We start from the raw sequence: 19,507 nt of genomic DNA on the forward strand, positions 1-19,507 counted from the left end.
GAATTACCCCGAATTTTGCTAAAGCCGCTATACTTTCTGCAACGCGAAGAGCGTTGCAGAAGTCTTACCTCTTCGCTCACCGTCAACTTTAATGCTTTTCACTTTCACTTTTATGTCTATATACATTACCATTAAGTAATAATATTACGTAAAATAGTTACAAAACATTCCCATTTGATGTCTCTCTGGGGATTTATTACAACATAAAAAGCGACATGAATTTATGACAAGACGAACCAAGATACTCGCTACATTAGGTCCGGCAACTGACTCTCTGGAGAAAATTCAGGCTGTGTTAGCTGCCGGCGCCAATGTGGTGCGAATGAATTTTTCCCATGGGCAGCCTGAAGATCATATTGAACGTGCGAATCGTGTTAGACAGGCGGCAAAAAATTTAGGCGTTCACGTCGCCATTTTAGGCGACTTACAAGGCCCCAAAATCCGGGTGGCGCGCTTTAAAGAAAATTCCGTCACTTTAAACGAAGGTGATGAATTCACCCTGGATGCCGAACTGGGTAAAGACGATGGTTCGCAGCAAGCCGTAGGAATTGACTACAAGGCATTGCCAGACGATGTCAGTGAAGACGACTTGTTACTGCTGGATGACGGCCGCATTCAGCTTAAGGTAAAGCGGGTTGAAGGTCGCAAAGTCATCACTACTGTCATGGTAGGTGGCAAACTATCAAACAATAAAGGAATCAACCGTCAAGGCGGTGGGTTGTCTGCCGAAGCCCTCACTGAAAAAGACAAACAGGACATCAAAACTGCCGCCAAAATGGGCGTAGACTATCTGGCTGTGTCGTTTCCTCGCTCCAGTGACGATCTTAATTATGCTCGCCAACTAGCCGAAGAAGCAGGTTGTCACGCAAAGATCTGCGCCAAAGTGGAGCGCGCTGAAACAGTTGCTACGCCAGAAGCCATAGACGATATTATCAGTGCATCCGATGCGGTAATGGTCGCACGCGGTGACTTAGGGGTTGAAATTGGCGACGCTGAACTGGTCGGAGTGCAAAAAAAGCTTATTTCCCGTTCCAGACAATTGAACAAAGTTGTTATCACCGCTACACAGATGATGGAATCGATGATTTCCAGCCCGATGCCCACCCGCGCCGAAGTCATGGATGTGGCCAATGCTGTATTGGATGGCACTGACGCGGTTATGCTATCAGCCGAAACCGCAGCGGGTAGCTATCCGGTTGAAACGGTCAAGGCGATGGCCCGAGTATGCGAAGGTGCTGAAACCCATCCGAGTGTCAAAATTTCCAAGCATAGAATGGACGATGTTTTCTCTACGGTCAGTGAGACCGTGGCCTTGTCAGCGGTGTATGCGGCTAACCACTTACCAAGTATTCGCGCGATTGTCGGGCTGACAGAAAGTGGTAATACCCCTAAACTGATGTCACGCATCACCACCTCTCTACCCATCATTGCTATGTCCAGACATGTGGATACACTCAATTCAATGGCATTATACCGTGGTGTGAAGCCAGTTTATTTTGATTCGCGCAACAGTGAGCCAGGGCAACTTAAGTACGATGTAATAGCGGTACTAAAGGAACATGGTTTAGTGGATAGCGGGGACAGTATCATTATGACGTACGGCGACGAAATGGAAAAAATTGGCGCGACTAATGCGCTAAAAATCGTCAAAGTGGATTAATTTCCCTGGCAGGGATGCCTGGTCATCCCTGCCAGATTGCAAAGATTAATTGCTTAGAGTTATGACCAGTGCTCGAAAAACTGATTCAGGTCGTGCGGTTTGCGCTCTGGCGCTTCAATCGTAGCCGTGCCCAAATATAAAAAGCCGACAATCTCGTCTTCTTCCGTTAAATTAAGGCCCCTTTTTACCGTGTCACACTGGGCATAACTTCCCGTGCGCCAGATCCCCTGAAACCCTTGCGCGATCGCAGCCATTTGCATTGCCATTACCGCACAGGCGGTTGACGCAACCTGTTCAACCCGTGGTACTTTAGGACTTTCCTGCACCTTTGCTATGGCAATAATGACCATTGGTGCGCGCAGTGGAAGTTGCGGTGCCCGTTCGATTTCCTTGGCCGACTTATCAGTGTCAATGGCTGACTGTTCAAACAACGCGCCCAGTTTATTTAAACCCGCCCCTTCACAGATGATAAATCTCCAGGGGGTCAATGAAGCATGGTCTGGTGCACGAAGCGCCGCGCGCTTTATATTTGCTAACGCGTCTGCATCAGGAGCAGGCGCTTCCAGCCGCGGTTGTGAGGTTCGATTTAACAAAAGCGTTAGTGCATCCACAGTAGATCCTTATCCAGTTCAGATAAAATCAATCCTACGTTTATTCAATTAAAAAGACCATCAAATCCAATCGCTACTGAGCAGGTTTTTGCCTCGACAACAGATAATCAACACTGACATATTTGCCGCCGCCATAAAATAGGAGCACCAGTAACATCAAAAAATACGTGGCCGCAAATTCAATACCATTATTGAGAATGACAAATTTACCGCTTTGCGTCAGCCAGTCATACTGACCATGTTCCTGCAGAATTGCTTTTGCCATTTCAAGTTTATCTGCAGACGCCATTACCGACTTATCATATAACAGCGTACCGTCAGCCAACCAACTTGAAGGGTCAGCAATAGCCAGCCAGCCATTTGCAGCATGAACGGTTACCATCGCCACCAGCATTGTAAAGCTTAATGGGATGCTGACCAATCGCGTGAACAGCCCCAACAAGATCATCACTCCACCTACAAGTTCCGCGCCTATGGTAAGGATGACCAGTAAGGTTGGGAGTGGTAAGCCAAGCCCCCACTCCTGATTGCCAAACCAGGCAACGGTATCGGTAAAACCTAACACTTTGGACCAGCCCGCCTGAATTAGTACAGGTGCTAAATACAAGCGAATCAATAGGAGCGGTACACCGTCGAACACACTCAATAACGTTTTTAATTTACTATATGCATGACTCATCATTAGCGTTATCTCACAAGATAGTGACTAACTTACGATCAGATTAATCGGCCAATTGCTATCCATAGTAGAAGAGGATGAGCAAAAAAGACTATACTTAAGAACGAAAATTCAGCAATAAACTTTCATAAGGTTATGCAAAAGCCTAAGCAGTCTCCGTTTAACCGCCTGATGCAAAAAGGTCATAAGAAGGTGCGTTATACGGACAAAAAAGCCAATGTTCTTATGCTATTTAGCGAGCAGGAACACCGCCGTATCGCAGCATTGATTCAGAAGTGGCTACGTGAAGATGACCAGCAATAAATAAAAACGAGTCAGGCATCGTCTTCGTTACTCACAAAATATTACAATTTAGGTTCGCCATTCCGGCCAATTCAGATAACATACAGACTATCTTTATACGAAGAGGTTTTGCATTGCGTATGAGCACTGGCAGCAATTGGACGAAGTCCCTGTTTGTGGGCATTTGGACGGCACTGAATTTTTGCCGTAAGCTATTTTTCAATATTATTTTTATCGTCTTACTCGTTGGCATCATTGCCATTTTTTCAAGTGACAAAGATCCTGTAATGGTGAAGCACGGCAGTGCACTTTATCTTAACCTGAACGGCAATCTGGTTATTGAAAAAGAGGCCGTTGAGCCTTTTGAACAATTCATGCAAGAAGCCTTTGCTGAAGAAGAAGAAAATCCCGAGGTGTTAGTTCGCCATGTGGTAAAGGTCATTGAAAACGCTAAGCAAGATAAGCGAATCAAAGCGTTGGTTTTAGACCTGCATGGGTTACGCAATGGCGGTCTGGATAAACTGCGTGAGGTTGCTCGCGCCATCACCGACTTTAAAACCTCTGACAAACCCGTGTATGCCATTGGGGATTACTTTACCCAAACCCAATATTATCTTGCCGCTCATGCTGATCATATCTACCTCAACCCCATGGGTGCATTATTAATTGAAGGTTATGGTCGTTATTCGCTCTATTTCAAAGATATGTTGGAGAAATTGAAGGTAACTACGCACATTTTTCGAGTGGGCACCTATAAGTCAGCAGTAGAGCCTTTCTTACGTAATGACATGTCAGAGGCTGCCAAAGAGGCGAACGAGCAATGGCTTAACGCCTATTGGGAGCAATACAAAGCGGATGTCGCAGCGGCACGCAATATGAGCGAAGATAATTTCGACGAGAAGCTGGATGTGCTGGTGCGAAAATTTGAACAGGCCGGTGGTGATTTTGCTCGCTATGCGCTGGAGAATGGCTGGGTTGACGCTTTACGTACCCGTGAAGAAGTACGTCAGGAACTGGTCGGCCTGGTAGGCAGTGATGAAAATGAACTTGGCGTCAATGTGACACCGTTTGACGCCTATTCAAATATCGTCAATAACCCAATGCATGGTACCCGCAACGATATGGATAAGGTGGCCATCGTTGTGGCGAAAGGCACCATTCTCGATGGCGAGCAACAGGCTGGCACTATCGGTGGCGACAGCACTTCGCGCTTGTTAAGAATGGCGAGGCTGGACGAAACCGTTAAAGCGGTAGTTTTACAGGTCGATTCGCCGGGAGGAAGCTCGTTTGCTTCTGAAGTTATACGTCAGGAAGTTCTCGAGTTGCAGGCGGCGGGTAAACCTGTGGTGGTTTCCATGAGCACCTATGCTGCGTCTGGCGGCTACTGGATTTCAGCTAATGCTGACCGCATCATCGCTTCTCCCAGCACGATAACGGGCTCAATCGGTGTGTTTGGCATGTTCATGACATATGAAAACTCGTTAGAATATCTGGGTATTAGTTCTGACGGAGTTGGCTCAACCGAGTTGACCGGATTTTCAGCGGTGCGCGCCCTGGATCCTAGGTTTGGTGACATTTTACAGAAGAATGTGGAAAGTAGTTACCAGCGCTTTATCAAAATGGTATCAGAGGCGCGTGATATTCCGCTTGAAAAGGTTGATAGCCTTGCTCAAGGTCGAGTGTGGATTGGTGAAACCGCATTAGAACTGGGTTTAGTAGACCAACTGGGAGAGCTTCACGATGCAGTCAGCGCAGCCGCTGAACTGGCCTCGCTAGAGGCGTTTGACACCCATTACGTTGAGCGTCCGTTAACTCCACAGGAGCAATTCTGGAATGAGTTTTTTGGTCAAGCCATGATTTGGGCAGCGAAGTTTCAGTTTGCCAACTCAAACAGTGCGTTAGCTGGGCTGGTTAAAACGGTTGTAAGTGAATTCAATGTTGTAAGTCAACTGAATGATCCGCAGGGCGTATACGTTCTGTGTATTCAATGTCAGGTAAAATAACGCTTCAACAACCACAGATAGACGCGGTGCACCAACGTTGTGAACAGTTGGTGCACCAGGCGTCTACTTTTTTCAAGCACCCTTTCCCTACCCCGACAATTACCTTTAATCGCTCTGGTAAAAATGCCGGTACTGCCTTTCTACAGCAAAACCGGATCAATTTTCATCCCATATTGTTGGTGGAAAACTGGCAGGAATACATTAATCAGGTGGTGCCTCACGAAGTTGCGCACCTTGTGGTCTATCAGCAATATGGTCGTCGCCGCCAGCTAAAAACCGGTTTGTTCAGCAAGCGCAGCGTTACCGTAAAACCCCATGGCGTAGAATGGCAACATGTTATGGAAGACGTGTTTCAAACTCGTGCGCTCACTACGCACAACTTTGATATTTCATCACTTGGAATTAGAACGGTGAGTTATGCCTGTCAATGTCAAACAGTGGAATTGACCGTTCGCCGACATAATCGCATTTTGAGAGGGGCACGCTATTGCTGCAAGCGCTGCAACAGTGAGTTAATTGCAAACTGATTATCTAAACCAGTTCTGGGTGAACATCTTGTCAACATCCTCAAACGCCACTTTAAGCAGCTGTGCCAGTTCACGGTATTGCGGACGGGACTTTAACCCACTGATCTGACATCCATGAGCGCGCATTTTGGCGTGAATTTCGTGATACCAGTGTTTCAATTGTGGCGGCAGTGTCTGATTGGACCGATGCCCTAGCCAGAACAAACCCTGCATAGGCAAACTTAAGAAAAATGCACCTATGGCAAGCGTCTGCGGCAAGTAATCGTAGCCCAGAGTATTGATCATAAAGGCACAGGCAAGTACAGCAATGGGTGGCATCACCTTAAGCGCAAAGCGGGTACTAGCCACTACCCTGCTATCGGGAAAGTAAGCGTAAAGTTCCTTTCTGACTGGCCAGGTGTTCATGTACGCCTGTCCGTCGCGGAAAATGTTTGCTACAGATTGAGACACACTGCCCCCCGTTATTACTGCGAAATCATTAGCAGGTCATAATAAAATACACTACGACTCGCTATAGCATACGTGATTCTATTCGACATAGCTTAGAAACTCGACAAAAATTACAAAATTGTAAAGTTACTGGTTGTTTCTCGCTCAACGGTATGCGTCGAAATGCGGTTTGTTTTGTCTATTTAGTTAACGGCAGATCTGTCTTATAACTTTAGAAAATAGGCATCCTTCATTGAATGTGCTAAATTCGGCCCCCATAAATCTGAGTCAGTTATGTGAAAAATATTTTGGAGAGAAAGATGGCAGAAAGCAGGCATGTGCGCCTTTTAATTTTAGGATCGGGTCCTGCGGGGTATTCAGCCGCGGTTTATGCAGCTCGAGCTAATCTGGAACCGGTTTTGTTAACAGGAATTCAGCAAGGCGGTCAGCTAACTACCACCACAGACGTTGAAAACTGGCCGGGCGATCCTGAAGGGCTCACGGGCCCGGATCTGATGGTCAGAATGCAAAAACACGCTGAAAAGTTCGATACTGAAATCATCTTCGATCATATTAATAAAACGGATTTGTCTAAGCGTCCTTACACGCTTCACGGAGACAACGGAACCTATACCTGTGACGCACTCATTATTGCAACAGGTGCATCAGCAAAGTACCTGGGACTTGAGTCCGAGCAAGCGTTTATGGGCAAGGGGGTATCGGCGTGCGCAACCTGTGACGGTTTCTTTTATCGTAACCAGAAAGTCGCTGTTGTTGGGGGGGGGAACACTGCGGTCGAAGAAGCTCTTTATTTGTCCAATATCGCCTCTGAAGTTCACGTAATTCACCGTCGCGAAGAATTCCGCAGTGAAAAAATTCTTGAACAGCGTCTTCGTGACAAGGCTGAAAACGGTAACGTTGTTCTGCATTTGAACCGCACACTTGACGAAGTGTTGGGAGATCAAATGGGTGTGACCAAAATTCGTATCGCAGACACGCAATCAGATGCGAAAGAAGAACTCGATATAATGGGCTTGTTTATCGCCATTGGTCACAAGCCTAATACCGATATATTCGCCGGACAGCTGGAAATGAAAGACGGCTATATTATTGTCAACAGCGGTCTGAATGGTAATGCAACTCAAACCAGCGTTGAAGGTGTATTTGCAGCAGGCGATGTCAGTGACCATGTTTATCGTCAGGCTATTACCTCTGCCGGTACAGGCTGTATGGCGGCACTGGATGCTGAGAAATACCTTGACGGTATTAAAATGGAGCAATAATTCTACTTTTGCTATAGGCTAAGGTGTAGCACACCTTAGCCTTTTACGATTGTTTCACTTTTCACTTCGTTTTCTATGATAGAAATTCCGTACCTGCATCGCACCACTCCTTTCCCAGACGTTTCAACCGCGCTTGATGAACCCAACGGTTTACTGGCATTCGGAGGCGGTTTAGAAGTTAATCGTCTGTTTACTGCCTATTCGCAGGGTATATTTCCATGGTTTAGTGAAGAAGAGCCGATTCTTTGGTGGTCTCCGGATCCACGAGCTATTATTTATTTAGATGCCTTTCACAGTTCACGCTCATTGCTAAAGCTGGCAAATAAAAAACGCTACCGGATAACAATAAATGGCGATTTTAAAGCGGTTATTGAACATTGTGCGCAAATTCCCCGTCACCTTCCCGGTAGTAATGTACCGGGCGGTACCTGGATAACCAGAGATATGATTTTTGCGTACCGTGCACTGCATGAATCGGGGCTGGCTCACTCTGTTGAAGTCTGGGAGCAGAATACGCTGGTGGGTGGATTGTATGGCGTTGGCATTGGTAAAATATTTTGTGGTGAATCCATGTTTCATACGCAAACGGACACGTCAAAGCTTGCGCTTTTTGCATTGGTCAAACATATGTTGAAATTCGATCTTGCCTTCATTGACTGTCAGCTACCGACGCCACACCTTGAGAGCCTGGGCGCGATATCAGTTCCCAGAGAAAAGTTTATTCGTGAATTGCATGAAAATAATAACACCTGTGATGATGAAGGTTATTTGTTGGATAGCTATCGAGACATCTGGGCAACACAGGACATTACCCCATGAGATTTGGCATTACTCAGGCTTTTTCCTGTAGTTATCTGCCCGAACAGCATGAGCAACTTCTGGTATTTGCTGGTGAAGAAAAACGGATCGCGCAGCGCTACGCACAACTCATTCAGGTTGGCTTTCGTCGTAGTGGCGAACAGATTTATCGCCCCCACTGCCCTCACTGCCACGCCTGTGAATCCATTCGTATACCTGTCACCGCATTTGTCCCATCAAAAAGCCAACGGCGTGTACTCGCCCGCAACGCAAAACTTAAAACGGTGTTGAACACCCATCCTCAACCCGAATACTACCCACTCTACGAAAACTATATTTCTTCTCGCCATTCCGATGGTTCCATGTATCCACCGAGTGAAAAACAATTCAATAGCTTTATTACCTGCACATGGAAGCCACCCGTGTTTATCGAAGCCTACGACAATGACCAGCTGGTTGCCGTTGCTGTTACCGATGTGGTAGAAGACGATTTCGGCCATGCCGGGCTCTCTGCACTTTATACGTTCTTTGATCCCGCCTATGCCCAACAATCCATCGGCACATTCATGATCCTGCAACAAATTCAGTTTGCCGAACGATTAAATAAAGGTTGGTTGTATCTTGGCTACCAGGTTGAGGGCTGCCAAAAAATGAATTATAAAACACGTTTTTTCCCTCATGAGAGGTTTAGTGAAGGAAAATGGTGTAGAATAGAGAAAAAATCGGCCTAAGCGCTTTACACATGGAGCCAGATTGGTTAATGTCTGCGCGGCAAAAATTTAGACTTACTGAGGTAACTGCTTTCAATGGCAAAAGAAGATTGTATCGAAATGGAAGGGACGGTATTAGATACCCTGCCAAACACCATGTTCCGCGTTGAACTTGAAAATGGTCACGTTGTGACTGCACACATTTCAGGCAAAATGCGCAAAAATTATATTCGTATTTTAACCGGCGACAAAGTGACGGTTGAAATGACGCCCTACGATTTGACCAAAGGTCGCATAATCTATCGCGCCAGATAAGCAGTTAGCCTGTCAGCAATGACGTATCGAAATTCAAAGCCTCGCCAGGTAACTGGCGGGGCTTTTTTGTATGAGTGCCTCGCTTTGCCTCGATGCTCATATAAAAAAACCCGATGGCATTTTGCAATCGGGTTTTAGTAATTTCTCACATACAATGGATATTACTGCGAGCTGGTAACCACTTCACTACCAGATTCAATGTTGCGCTTTCTAAACAACCCACGTAGGTCATCCAGAATCAGATATAAAGACGGCACCAGTAACAGGGTGATTACCGTGGCAAACAGAATACCAAACGCCAGCGAGATCGCCATGGGTATAACTATCTGAGCCTGTAAGCTGCGCTCAAAGACGATTGGCAATAATCCCATGAAAGTGGTCAGTGAGGTAAGGATAATCGCTCTGAAGCGCTGTGTACCTGCACTTATTGCCGCTTCAATCAAACTATGCCCTTCTTTACGCGCGCGGTTTACAAAATCAACCATGATTAGACTGTCGTTCACCACCACGCCGGATAGCGCGATGATACCGCAGATAGACAATACGCTGACCGCTTTACCAAGCAGTAGGTGCCCCACGATTGCACCAACAATACCAAACGGGATCACCGACATGATGATCAACGGTTGTGAGTACGAACGTAATGGAATGGCTAATAATGTATAAATGGCAAATAACGCAAACAACAGTCCTTTTGCCAGGCTGAGCATTGCCTCGCCTTGCTCCCGCGAGCTACCCTGTAACTGGAACTTCACCTGCGGGTAGCGTTCTTTCAATTCTGGCATCACCGTTGAAACGACTTCTCTGGTCACTTCACCTGGATCGAGTAGTCCTTTATCCACTTTCGCGGTTACCGTGACAGAACGATCGCCATCCACCCGGATGATGGAATCAAATCCTTTGCCAACGGTCATTTCACCGACTTCTTCAAACGGAATGTCATCACCATTTGGCGCACGGATCCGCATTGATTCCAGATGCTCGATGGAATTACGTTCAGACTCCGGATAACGCACCATGACTTTAATTTCTTCTTCATCACGCTGCAAACGCTGGACTTCCGCGCCATAAAAACCATAACGTACTTGCTGCCCTAACTGTTGCAGTGTGACACCCAGAGCATCAGCCTGTGGCTTAAGTGAAAGTTGCACCTCATCACTGCCCCCGGCAAACGTATCGTTAATATCAGCGACACCATCATAGCTGGCCAGTTTTTCTTTCAGTTCGCGGCTAATACTTCTCAGTGCATCAATATCGTTGGATGAAAATTCGAAACTTAAATCAGCACCGCCGCCCGGGCCTCCCGGAGCACCAATGTTAAACGTCTTCACGCCGGGAATTTCCACCATTTCGTCACGCCACTTCTGGTGAATATCAAAATCGGTCATTTCCCGATTTTCACCTTTGGTCAGCTCGACAAAAATCTGTCCACCCAGATTGCCGGTATCAAACGCAATTGCATGTTTCACCACGCCTTCGCCATTTTCACGTTTTATCTTATCGTCCATGCGTTGCATGGCACTTTGCAGACTGGCAATAGCATTGTCGCGCTGCGATAGTGATGACCCTGGCTCCATTTCCACCGTCGCCATCATAAAGTCGCTGGGGATATCGGGGAAGAAAACGAACCTTACCAGGCCACCACCAAATAACCCTATGGTGAGTATCAGCATGGCAAAAAATGTGGCCAGTGTGGTGTACCGATTTTTTATAGCCTTGCGTAAAAACGGGGCGTAACGGTGTTCAACAAAAGTTTTTATCCCCTCACTGAAAATATCTCTGAAGCGTTGAAGGCGATTCGCCTTTTGCGGATCGTAGGGCTTCATATTCATGTGCACCAAGTGCGCAGGCAGGATCAGCTTTGACTCTATCAGCGAGAAGATCAAACACACAATAACTACTGCGCCGATGGTTTTCCATATGACACCAAAGGGGCCAGAAACCATTAACATGGGAGAAAAAGCGGCGATGGTTGTCAGTACACCAAACGTTGCTGGCATCGCCACTTTTTTCACCCCGGCAATCACGTTCTCGGTGCTGTGCCCTTTACGATCAATTTCTGAATAGGCAGACTCACCCATAATAATAGCGTCATCAACGACAATTCCGAGTACCAGAATAAAAGCAAACAAGCTCAACAGGTTGATTGACACCCCGACCATATCCAGTGGCATCACCAACAGAGTCCCTAGGAAACACACGGGCAGCCCCACTATCACCCAGAACGCCAGCTTAATTTTTAAGAACAACGACAACACCAAAAATACCAGCAGCGCGCCAAAAAACATGTTTTCCAGCATCATGTTAAGGCGATCGGCAAGATAAAACGAACTATCTCCCCACGTGGACGCTTTTATATGTGCGGGAAAAGTTTTTTCTGCCTCGGCAATATAGCCGTTAACGGCTTTGGAAATTTCCAGTGCATTCTGATCACCCACCGCCCTGACCCGCATACTGACTGAGGGTTTGCCATCGAACAATGAATACTGATTTTCCTGTACAAAGCCATCATTGATGTAAGCTACGTCACCTAACGTCACCCGGGTACCGGCGTTACTGTTGAGTAATACAATTTGCGCAAAATCCCAGCCCGTGTAAGCCTGGCCTTTGGTACGTAGCAGAATGTCACCGTTTTCTGTCTTTATTGAACCACCGGGTAAATCGACGCTAGATTGTCTGACTTTGTCTACCACCTCGGCAAAGGTCAGATTGTATTTTTGCAAATCGACTTCAGACAATTCTATGGAAATTTCGTAGTCTCGCGTTCCCACCACTTCCACACTGGAAATGCCAGGCAGGTTAGCGACGGTGTCACGCATGTCTTTGGCAAATTCTTTAAGCTCACGCTCTGAGGCATCACCATACACCGACACCCAGATAACATCCTGTTGGATTTTTTGGCGATAGACCACAGGTTTTTCGGTGTTAAGCGGAAACGTAGGAATCGCATCTACCTGGACTTTCACTTCATCCAGTACTTCCTGCACGTCATAATCTTCTTCGACTTCAATACTGACCGTTCCCATTCCTTCCGTGGCAGTGGACGTAATCTGTTTGATACCTTCGAGGTTTTTCACCGCCTCTTCAATTTTAACAATAACGCCTTCTTCTACTTCCTGCGGTGCTGCCCCCAGGTAAGGTACCCTGACATTGACGACGTTAATCTCAAAGGCAGGAAAAATTTGTTTCTGGATCCCGATGGCCCCCATGATGCCGCCGACAATCAATATCCACATGAGCAAATTGGCGGCGACAGAGTTACGCGCAAACCAGGCAATTAAGCCACGCTGAGTATCGATTCTGTCCATCAGTTTGCCACCTCTTGTGCATCAATACTCGACGAATCATCTTCTTTATCATTCTCCGGTGAGACATTGGTGGGTACCTCGTCACCCGGCAAGCGCACTTTCATGCCATTATACGGATTGGGTACGGCACTGGTGATAACCTGACTATTTTCATCCAGACCTGATGAAATATATACATGCTCAGGGTTGGTGCGAACCACCTCTACCGGACTGATTTTTACCTCACGCTGATCGGTAACCTGTAACACTGTATTATCCAGGCGCAGCACATTTCGCGGCAGCACATACAGACGTTGAGATTGGGTACCAGTAATTTCAGCTTGCACAAACTGGCCAAATCGCAATGGTGTTTTATCGACATTTTTTCTGGCGTAAGGATCATCCAGCTTGGCAATCACATAAATCACGCGATTGCCGGCATCCAAAATGCCTTCGGAGCGCACAAGTTCGGCCTCCCATGCCCTTTTCTTGCCTGCTACCGATGCGGTCAGCGTGACTGACGCAGTTTGATTAATCTGGCGATTGATATCGATAAACGCCATGTCACTATCTGGAATGGGTAGCCTGATTTCAGCCTGATCTGTTGAGTACACCGTACCGATTACTGATCCGGTGGGAATGAACTGGCCTAAATCAACGTTTCTTGCCACCACCAGACCATCATAGGGTGCCCTGATTTCTGTGCGTTTAAGGTTGCGTTGAGCACGTTCAAATTTGGCTTCTGCTGCTTTTACATTCGCCTGCGCCGTTGCAAGCTGTGGCTTTCTTAAACCTAATTCAGGTGCAACTGAAGTATTAACCGAGCGCCATTCCTGCTCGGCAACTTTGCCACGTGCCACTTCCTCAGTAAGTGCCGCATTCGCCTGCGCCAATTCGGCCTCAGCCAGTTTCAGATCAGTCGCATAATCTTCCTGCTCAAGACGAACAAGCAGGTCACCTTCTTTAAACAGGCCGCCTGCAACAAAGGTGTCTGATACTTCCACTACTTTACCACTAACCTGCGCACTCACACTGGTTTGATGCTTAGGAATTACGTTGCCTTGCGAATGCACTTTAAACCGTACTTCTTCGCTGTTTACCTGTCTGGCATCTACCAGAAAAGCCTTTGTTTCCACAGGCTTTTGCTCAGGAGGCTGCTTGGAGCCAATCATGATGGCAGCAATGATAATTGCAGCCAGGATAATGACTAATGGAATACCGCTTTTCATCAACATGGAATTTTTCAATGCCATTCTTTTTCCCTTAAGGCAGATAAATCAGATTTTTGTAGAAGTGCAGTTGGTTGTCGGCGCATTATCAGCGTAATTGTTAGCGCCAAAGACTGCTTCTAATTATAGTTATGCGCAGTGTATAGTGAATACTGGATAGAGGCTTGTGATAGTTTGTTAGAAAATGTGTATATACTGAAACAAAAAAAGTGAAAAAACAGCATGCGGACATACAGTCGTTTCACTTTTCATTTTTTAGCTTCAGGTGTTACTTTTTACGGCCTTTAACTGGCTTGGCTAGAGCTTGCCTTCCAGTTCAGGAAGTACATCAAATAAATCCGCCACCAATCCGTAATCAGCTACCTGGAATATGGGCGCTTCTTCGTCTTTATTAATGGCAACGATGACCTTTGAGTCTTTCATCCCGGCCAGGTGCTGAATAGCCCCGGAAATCCCTACCGCAATATAAAGTTGTGGTGCGACAATTTTACCTGTCTGACCCACTTGCATATCATTAGGTACAAACCCTGCGTCCACGGCCGCACGAGACGCACCAATCGCCGCGCCAAGTTTATCTGCGATTCCTTCCAATAATTTAAAGTTTTCGCCGTTTTGCATACCCCGGCCACCAGAGATAACCACTTCTGCAGCGGTCAACTCTGGACGTTCTGACTTTGTCAGCTCTTCTTTAACAAAGGCCGACTTGTCCGCTTCTTTCACGGTATCAACGCTTTCGATTGCAGCATCGTTATTTGAATCAACAGCATCAAATGCAGAAGCACGCACCGTCACCACCTTTACCGCATCTTCTGTTTGCACGGTTGCAATAGCGTTACCAGCGTAGATTGGACGCACAAAGGTGTCCGCAGTTTCAACACCAATGATGTCGGAAATTTGTGCCACATCAAGCAGCGCGGCGACGCGCGGCATAAAGTTCTTACCCGTGGTGGTCGCTGCTGCAAGAATATGGGTATACCCCGCAGCCAGGGACACCATCAGGTCAGCAATATTTTCTGCAAGCTGATGACCGTAAGCGGTGTTATCGGCAACCAACACTTTCTTGACGCCATCAATTTTCGCAGCGGCTTCTGCAACTGACTGACAATTTTCACCCACGACTAATACGTGAATGTCATCGCCCATTTTAGCAGCGGCACCGACGACTTTAGCAGTCTCCGGTTTAAGGTGTGAATTATCGTGTTCAGCGTAAATTAAAATAGACATCAGATCACCTTCGCTTCGTTTTTCAGTTTATCTACCAGTTCAGCCACGTCCGCAACCTTCACTCCGCCTTCACGCTTAGGTGGGGGGGTGACTTTGATGACCTTGACTTTAGATTCCAGTGAAACACCATAATCAGCGGCCGATTTGACGTCTAACGGCTTACGTTTCGCTTTCATGATATTCGGCAATGACGCGTAACGAGGCTCGTTCAAACGCAGATCTGTGGTAACCACAGCTGGCAAATTTATCGCCACGGTTTGCAAACCGCCATCAATTTCGCGGGTTACATTCACTTTGTCACCGTCAACCGACACCTCTGAAGCAAACGTCCCCTGAGGCATGCCAGTTAACGCCGCTAACATCTGACCGGTCTGATTATTATCAGAGTCGATGCTTTGTTTGCCCAGGATAACCAGCTGTGGTTGCTCTTCTTCAACCACTTTAGCGAGTAATTTTGCCACTTGAAGCGAATCTAAATTGGACTCCGCATCAATATGTAGACCGCGATCAGCACCAAGTGCTAATGCAGTTCGAATTTGCTCCTGACAGCTTTTATCGCCAATGGAAACGACAATCACCTCTTCGGCAACGCCTTTTTCTTTTAATCGCACGGCTTCTTCAACCGCAATTTCACAAAATGGGTTAATGGCCATTTTTGCATTAGTCAGGTCAACGCCGGATTCATCGGCTTTTACTCTCACCTTGACGTTATAATCGATAGCTCGTTTTACTGGGACGAGTATTTTCATGATTTACCTCAATCGTTGAGTTTAAAGGCACTGCGGATCTTACGTATTTTCCCAATATTTGGTTGGATGTGTTTAACAAAAACACGGCAAAAACACATTAAGTACCCATGCCCTTTCTGGTGTAGGGTGTTTACGTTAACGTAAACTGCAGTGAAATGTACTTACTGTTGACGTAAACGTCAACCTGCTTTACCTTTCCCACCCAATATAATTACATAAATTTGACAACTGTATAGCTGCTTTCAGCTATAGTGCAGGTATAAATAACAAATGAGGAGCCAGCTTGTGGAACGAGAATCGATGGAATTTGACGTGGTGATTGTTGGTGCAGGCCCTGCTGGACTCTCAACAGCCTGTCGATTGATGCAATTGGCTAAAGAAAAAAAGCAGGAACTGATGGTCTGCGTGGTTGAAAAAGGATCAGAAGTGGGTGCGCATATCTTATCCGGCGCGGTATTTGAACCCAGAGCACTTCAGGAGCTATTCCCGGACTGGAAGGAAAAAGGCGCACCGTTAAATACCCCCGTAACCAAAGACGAGATATACCTGCTGTCAAACGATCAGGATGCTAAAAAGCTGCCCAATGCAATGACACCTAAGACCATGCATAACGAAGGTAATTACATTGTATCCATGGGCAACGTATGTCGCTGGCTAGCAGAACAGGCAGAAGCCCTCGGCATTGAAGTATTTCCAGGTTTCCCAGCTGCACAAATTATTTATAACGATGATGGCAGTGTAGGTGGTGTGATCACAGGCGACATGGGAATTGGCGCAAATGGCGAACATAAAGACAGTTACATGCCGGGCATGGAATTACGCGCCAAATATACGGTTTTTGCCGAAGGCAGCCGAGGTCATTTGGGCAAAGAACTCATTGAAAAATTCGCCTTGGATAAGGATGCCACTGCACAGCACTACGCTATCGGCTTCAAGGAAATATGGGATATTGATCCCGCACTGCACCAGCCCGGCTTGGTGGTTCATACTGCAGGCTGGCCACTGGATGAAGCGTCCGGTGGCAGTTATTTGTATCATGCAGAAGATAACCAGGTTCTGGTCGGTCTCATTGTCGACCTCGATTATAAAAATCCATATTTAAGCCCGTTCCACGAATTTCAACGGTTAAAACATCATCCCTTGTTCAGTCAATATCTGAAAGGGGGTAAGCGGATTTCTTATGGTGCCAGAGCTATTACCAAAGGCGGCTTGAATTCATTGCCGAAAATGACCTTCCCTGGCGGCTTTTTGGTAGGATGCAACGCGGGAACGCTGAACTTCGCCAAAATTAAAGGGAATCATACCGCAATGAAATCAGGCATGTTGACTGCTGAAGCCATTTTTGAAGCTTTGGCTAAGGCTGACGAGGCGCCCCAGGAAGTGACAGCGTACACTGATAAATTCAAACAATCCTGGGTACACGAAGAACTTTATAAATCCCGTAATTTCGGTCCGGCAATTCATAAGTTTGGGAATTTCTGGGGCGGTGCATTTAACACTATTGAACAAAATCTATTTGGTGGCAATCTGTTTGTCACTCTCAAGGATGACACTAAAGATTATGCCAAAATGGAAACAGTGGATTCTCACCAGAAAATAGATTATCCCAAACCAGACGGTGAACTGAGTTTCGATAAACTTTCTTCGGTATTTTTATCCAATACTAATCACGAAGAAGATCAACCCTGTCACTTACAATTAAAAGATAAATCAATTCCAATAGAAGTAAATCTACCGAAATTTGATGAGCCCGCACAGCGATATTGTCCAGCTGGTGTATATGAAGTGGTGGAAGAAGCTGGCCAACCCAAATTTCAAATTAACGCGCAAAATTGTATTCACTGCAAAACATGCGACATTAAAGACCCGTCACAAAATATTCGTTGGGTAACACCGGAAGGTACAGGCGGACCAAATTACCCCAATATGTAATGAAAAGTTTTGAAATTAAAAAAGCGGATAATCTCCGCTTTTTTTTTCATAAAATTTCTCATATTATTAAATTGAATGATAATTCAATTGCAAGGTTTTTAAATGAATGATTTTTTAAACGTATTGACGCATGGAAGACGTTTACAGGGAGCGGTTAAAGATTTAAGTGTTGCTGAGTTAGAAGAAGTACAGCAAAAATTAAACGCGATTATTGAAAAGAGAAAAGCAAAAGAAGAAAAAGCGCAACAAGCGGAAAAAGAACGGCTTGCCAGTGCGGAAAAAATTCATTCACAGATGAAAGAATTAGGGGTAAATGTTGAAGATCTGCAAAAATTGCAGACGTCTAAAAATGTCGCCAGCAAACCCAAAAAGAAACGTCCTGTAAAATACCAGTTAAAGGACAAACATGGTGAAACGCACTCATGGACTGGGATAGGAAGAATGCCAAAAGTGTTCAAGGATGCGATTGAAAAAGGTAAGAAATTACAGAATTTCTCAATTTAGCGTCATTCTCCTTCTCAAGTTTTAACCTTTTTCCGTTCACCTGATGGTGAATGGTTAAAAGTAACCTACGGGTGGCTGAGCCACCTGTTTGTTTTTTCAGTTTAAGAAAAAGCTACCTATGTTAAATCACTTACATGCTGAAAAACATCAGCTCGATAAAGATGCCCCCTGGTTGATTCTGCTGCATGGGTTATTCGGTAATCTGGATAATCTGGCGGTGATCAAACGTCATTTTTCGTCTAAGTTCAACATCTTGAACATTGACCTTCCCGATCATGGCCACTCGGTAAAATTGGACTCATTCTCGTTTGCACAATGGTCTCAGTTGCTGTCTTCCACCCTTACTGAACATCACATAAACACCTGTTATGTGCTCGGACATTCTTTGGGAGGCAAACTTGCCATGCAATTTGCTTTGGCACAGCCACATACAGTGGCAGGACTTATTGTGGCTGATATAGCCCCAGTGAACTACCCGCCCCGCCACCACCAGGTATTTCAGGGTATAAACAATGTTGAGTTATCGAATATCAGCCGTCGCCAGGACGCAGATAAACAATTGGCTCGTTATATTCCAGAAGCCGGGGTCAGACAGTTCCTGCTCAAAAGCCTTTTTCAAAGCGAGGATAAACGCTGGCATTGGCGCTTCAATGTGAAAAATTTAATTCAACATTATGATGCCATCTGTGACTGGCCTCACAGTGACCTGACTTACTCGGGTCCAACCCTTTTCATCAAGGGGGAATTATCAGACTATCTTACCATGCAGTATCAAGATCAGGTACTACAGTACTTCCCTCAATCGAAAGCTCAAGTCATTCAGGGTGCAGGACACTGGCTTCACGCTGAAAAACCACAGGCATTTAATCGCAGCGTGGAGCGTTTTTTGAGTCAACAGGATTGAAATTGCGATCTTCTACCCTATGTTAGTGGGTAACGAAAGGCATGTAATGAGAATGATTTACGGTTGCTAAATCTCAGCTTTGTACTGCGCGGCTTAACCATATTGTGCTATAGTTGCCGCCCTGTCGAATTAAGCAAAACATATTAGACTGTATGATTGCCGAAAATTACGAAACAATTGAAACCGTTGTATTGTATGTCACGCTATTCGGGCTGTTTGCGCTAATGAGCTATGCGGTTCATGATGTGTTAAAGAAAAACGATGTCCCCCTGATTGGCCGCGTTGTAGCGTATGGCGTATTGGGTCTGGGTGCATTGGGTTTTGTTGCGAAAGGTATTATTGAGCTATTCTGGCTCAGTACCGGGGTATAAATTTTTTAGT

At 45.9% G+C, this 19,507-nt stretch carries 19 protein-coding genes; 12 read left to right on the top strand and 7 right to left on the bottom strand.

All coding sequences use genetic code 11. The features are described from left to right. The first annotated feature begins 223 nt into the window (after positions 1–223). Positions 224–1,660 (top strand): pyruvate kinase, encoded by a 1,437-nt coding sequence (gene pyk / locus HCJ96_RS01120; protein WP_169209189.1) that lies wholly within the window; start codon positions 224–226, stop codon positions 1,658–1,660. Between the two features lie 59 nt (positions 1,661–1,719). Here pyk and HCJ96_RS01125 read toward each other — a convergent pair whose 3' ends face one another. Continuing rightward, positions 1,720–2,271, bottom strand: coding sequence for an NAD(P)H nitroreductase (locus HCJ96_RS01125; RefSeq protein WP_169209190.1), 552 nt, complete (start codon positions 2,269–2,271; stop codon positions 1,720–1,722). Between the two features lie 73 nt (positions 2,272–2,344). After that, positions 2,345–2,950, bottom strand: coding sequence for an HvfX family Cu-binding RiPP maturation protein (locus HCJ96_RS01130; protein ID WP_169209456.1), 606 nt, complete (start codon positions 2,948–2,950; stop codon positions 2,345–2,347). 135 nt (positions 2,951–3,085) lie between these two features. Here HCJ96_RS01130 and HCJ96_RS01135 point away from each other — a divergent pair, with 135 nt between their 5' ends. The 3 genes from HCJ96_RS01135 (at position 3,086) to HCJ96_RS01145 (ending at position 5,762) form a co-directional block, all read left to right on the top strand. Then, positions 3,086–3,253: a hypothetical protein gene (locus HCJ96_RS01135; protein ID WP_169209191.1), complete on the top strand. Its 168-nt coding sequence runs from the start codon at positions 3,086–3,088 to the stop codon at positions 3,251–3,253. A gap of 119 nt (positions 3,254–3,372) precedes the next feature. Next, positions 3,373–5,235: a signal peptide peptidase SppA gene (gene sppA / locus HCJ96_RS01140; protein ID WP_169209192.1), complete on the top strand. Its 1,863-nt coding sequence runs from the start codon at positions 3,373–3,375 to the stop codon at positions 5,233–5,235. Next, positions 5,220–5,762: a SprT family zinc-dependent metalloprotease gene (locus HCJ96_RS01145; protein WP_169209193.1), complete on the top strand. Its 543-nt coding sequence runs from the start codon at positions 5,220–5,222 to the stop codon at positions 5,760–5,762. The genes sppA and HCJ96_RS01145 overlap by 16 nt, the downstream gene beginning before the upstream one ends. On the opposite strand, the gene yfbV is transcribed toward HCJ96_RS01145, so the two are convergent. Further along, entirely contained in the window at positions 5,763–6,212 is a 450-nt protein-coding gene (gene yfbV / locus HCJ96_RS01150; RefSeq protein ID WP_169209194.1) for a terminus macrodomain insulation protein YfbV, read from the bottom strand. 299 nt (positions 6,213–6,511) lie between these two features. Here yfbV and trxB point away from each other — a divergent pair, with 299 nt between their 5' ends. From trxB to infA, 4 genes are all read left to right on the top strand, one after another. Further along, positions 6,512–7,474, top strand: coding sequence for a thioredoxin-disulfide reductase (trxB, locus tag HCJ96_RS01155; RefSeq protein ID WP_169209195.1), 963 nt, complete (start codon positions 6,512–6,514; stop codon positions 7,472–7,474). A 75-nt stretch (positions 7,475–7,549) separates the two neighbouring features. Further along, complete coding sequence (gene aat, locus HCJ96_RS01160) at positions 7,550–8,293, top strand: leucyl/phenylalanyl-tRNA--protein transferase (protein WP_211162648.1); 744 nt, start codon at positions 7,550–7,552, stop codon at positions 8,291–8,293. Further along, the gene (locus tag HCJ96_RS01165) at positions 8,290–9,003 is read left to right on the top strand and encodes an arginyltransferase (protein ID WP_169209196.1); all 714 of its coding nucleotides are present in this window, start codon (positions 8,290–8,292) and stop codon (positions 9,001–9,003) included. Before aat ends, HCJ96_RS01165 begins: the two co-directional genes overlap by 4 nt. Positions 9,004–9,078: 75 nt before the next feature. Beyond that, the gene (gene infA, locus HCJ96_RS01170) at positions 9,079–9,297 is read left to right on the top strand and encodes a translation initiation factor IF-1 (protein WP_008844395.1); all 219 of its coding nucleotides are present in this window, start codon (positions 9,079–9,081) and stop codon (positions 9,295–9,297) included. 161 nt (positions 9,298–9,458) lie between these two features. Here the strand turns inward: infA and HCJ96_RS01175 are convergent, their stop codons facing one another. The 4 genes from HCJ96_RS01175 to HCJ96_RS01190 form a co-directional block, all read right to left on the bottom strand. After that, positions 9,459–12,605, bottom strand: coding sequence for an efflux RND transporter permease subunit (locus HCJ96_RS01175; protein WP_169209197.1), 3,147 nt, complete (start codon positions 12,603–12,605; stop codon positions 9,459–9,461). Continuing rightward, positions 12,605–13,831 carry an efflux RND transporter periplasmic adaptor subunit gene (locus HCJ96_RS01180; RefSeq protein ID WP_169209458.1) on the bottom strand — a complete coding sequence of 409 codons (1,227 nt, stop codon included), beginning with the start codon at positions 13,829–13,831 and terminating at the stop codon, positions 12,605–12,607. The genes HCJ96_RS01175 and HCJ96_RS01180 overlap by 1 nt, the downstream gene beginning before the upstream one ends. Before the next feature lie 279 nt (positions 13,832–14,110). After that, complete coding sequence (locus HCJ96_RS01185; protein ID WP_169209198.1) at positions 14,111–15,037, bottom strand: electron transfer flavoprotein subunit alpha/FixB family protein; 927 nt, start codon at positions 15,035–15,037, stop codon at positions 14,111–14,113. Then, entirely contained in the window at positions 15,037–15,786 is a 750-nt protein-coding gene (locus HCJ96_RS01190; RefSeq protein ID WP_169209199.1) for an electron transfer flavoprotein subunit beta/FixA family protein, read from the bottom strand. The genes HCJ96_RS01185 and HCJ96_RS01190 overlap by 1 nt, the downstream gene beginning before the upstream one ends. A gap of 285 nt (positions 15,787–16,071) precedes the next feature. Between HCJ96_RS01190 and HCJ96_RS01195 the strand changes: the two genes are divergently transcribed. From HCJ96_RS01195 to HCJ96_RS01210, 4 genes are all read left to right on the top strand, one after another. Then, on the top strand, positions 16,072–17,718 hold the full coding sequence (locus HCJ96_RS01195; protein ID WP_343034633.1) for an electron transfer flavoprotein-ubiquinone oxidoreductase: 1,647 nt from the start codon (positions 16,072–16,074) through the stop codon (positions 17,716–17,718). Between the two features lie 102 nt (positions 17,719–17,820). Then, positions 17,821–18,222 (top strand): H-NS histone family protein, encoded by a 402-nt coding sequence (locus HCJ96_RS01200; RefSeq protein WP_169209200.1) that lies wholly within the window; start codon positions 17,821–17,823, stop codon positions 18,220–18,222. A gap of 118 nt (positions 18,223–18,340) precedes the next feature. Continuing rightward, entirely contained in the window at positions 18,341–19,126 is a 786-nt protein-coding gene (locus HCJ96_RS01205; protein WP_169209201.1) for an alpha/beta fold hydrolase, read from the top strand. A gap of 152 nt (positions 19,127–19,278) precedes the next feature. After that, positions 19,279–19,497, top strand: coding sequence for a DUF2788 domain-containing protein (locus tag HCJ96_RS01210; protein WP_169209202.1), 219 nt, complete (start codon positions 19,279–19,281; stop codon positions 19,495–19,497). Positions 19,498–19,507: the final 10 nt, after the last annotated feature.

The sequence above is a fragment of the Alteromonas ponticola genome (assembly GCF_012911815.1).
Classification (GTDB): Bacteria; Pseudomonadota; Gammaproteobacteria; order Enterobacterales; family Alteromonadaceae; genus Alteromonas; species Alteromonas ponticola.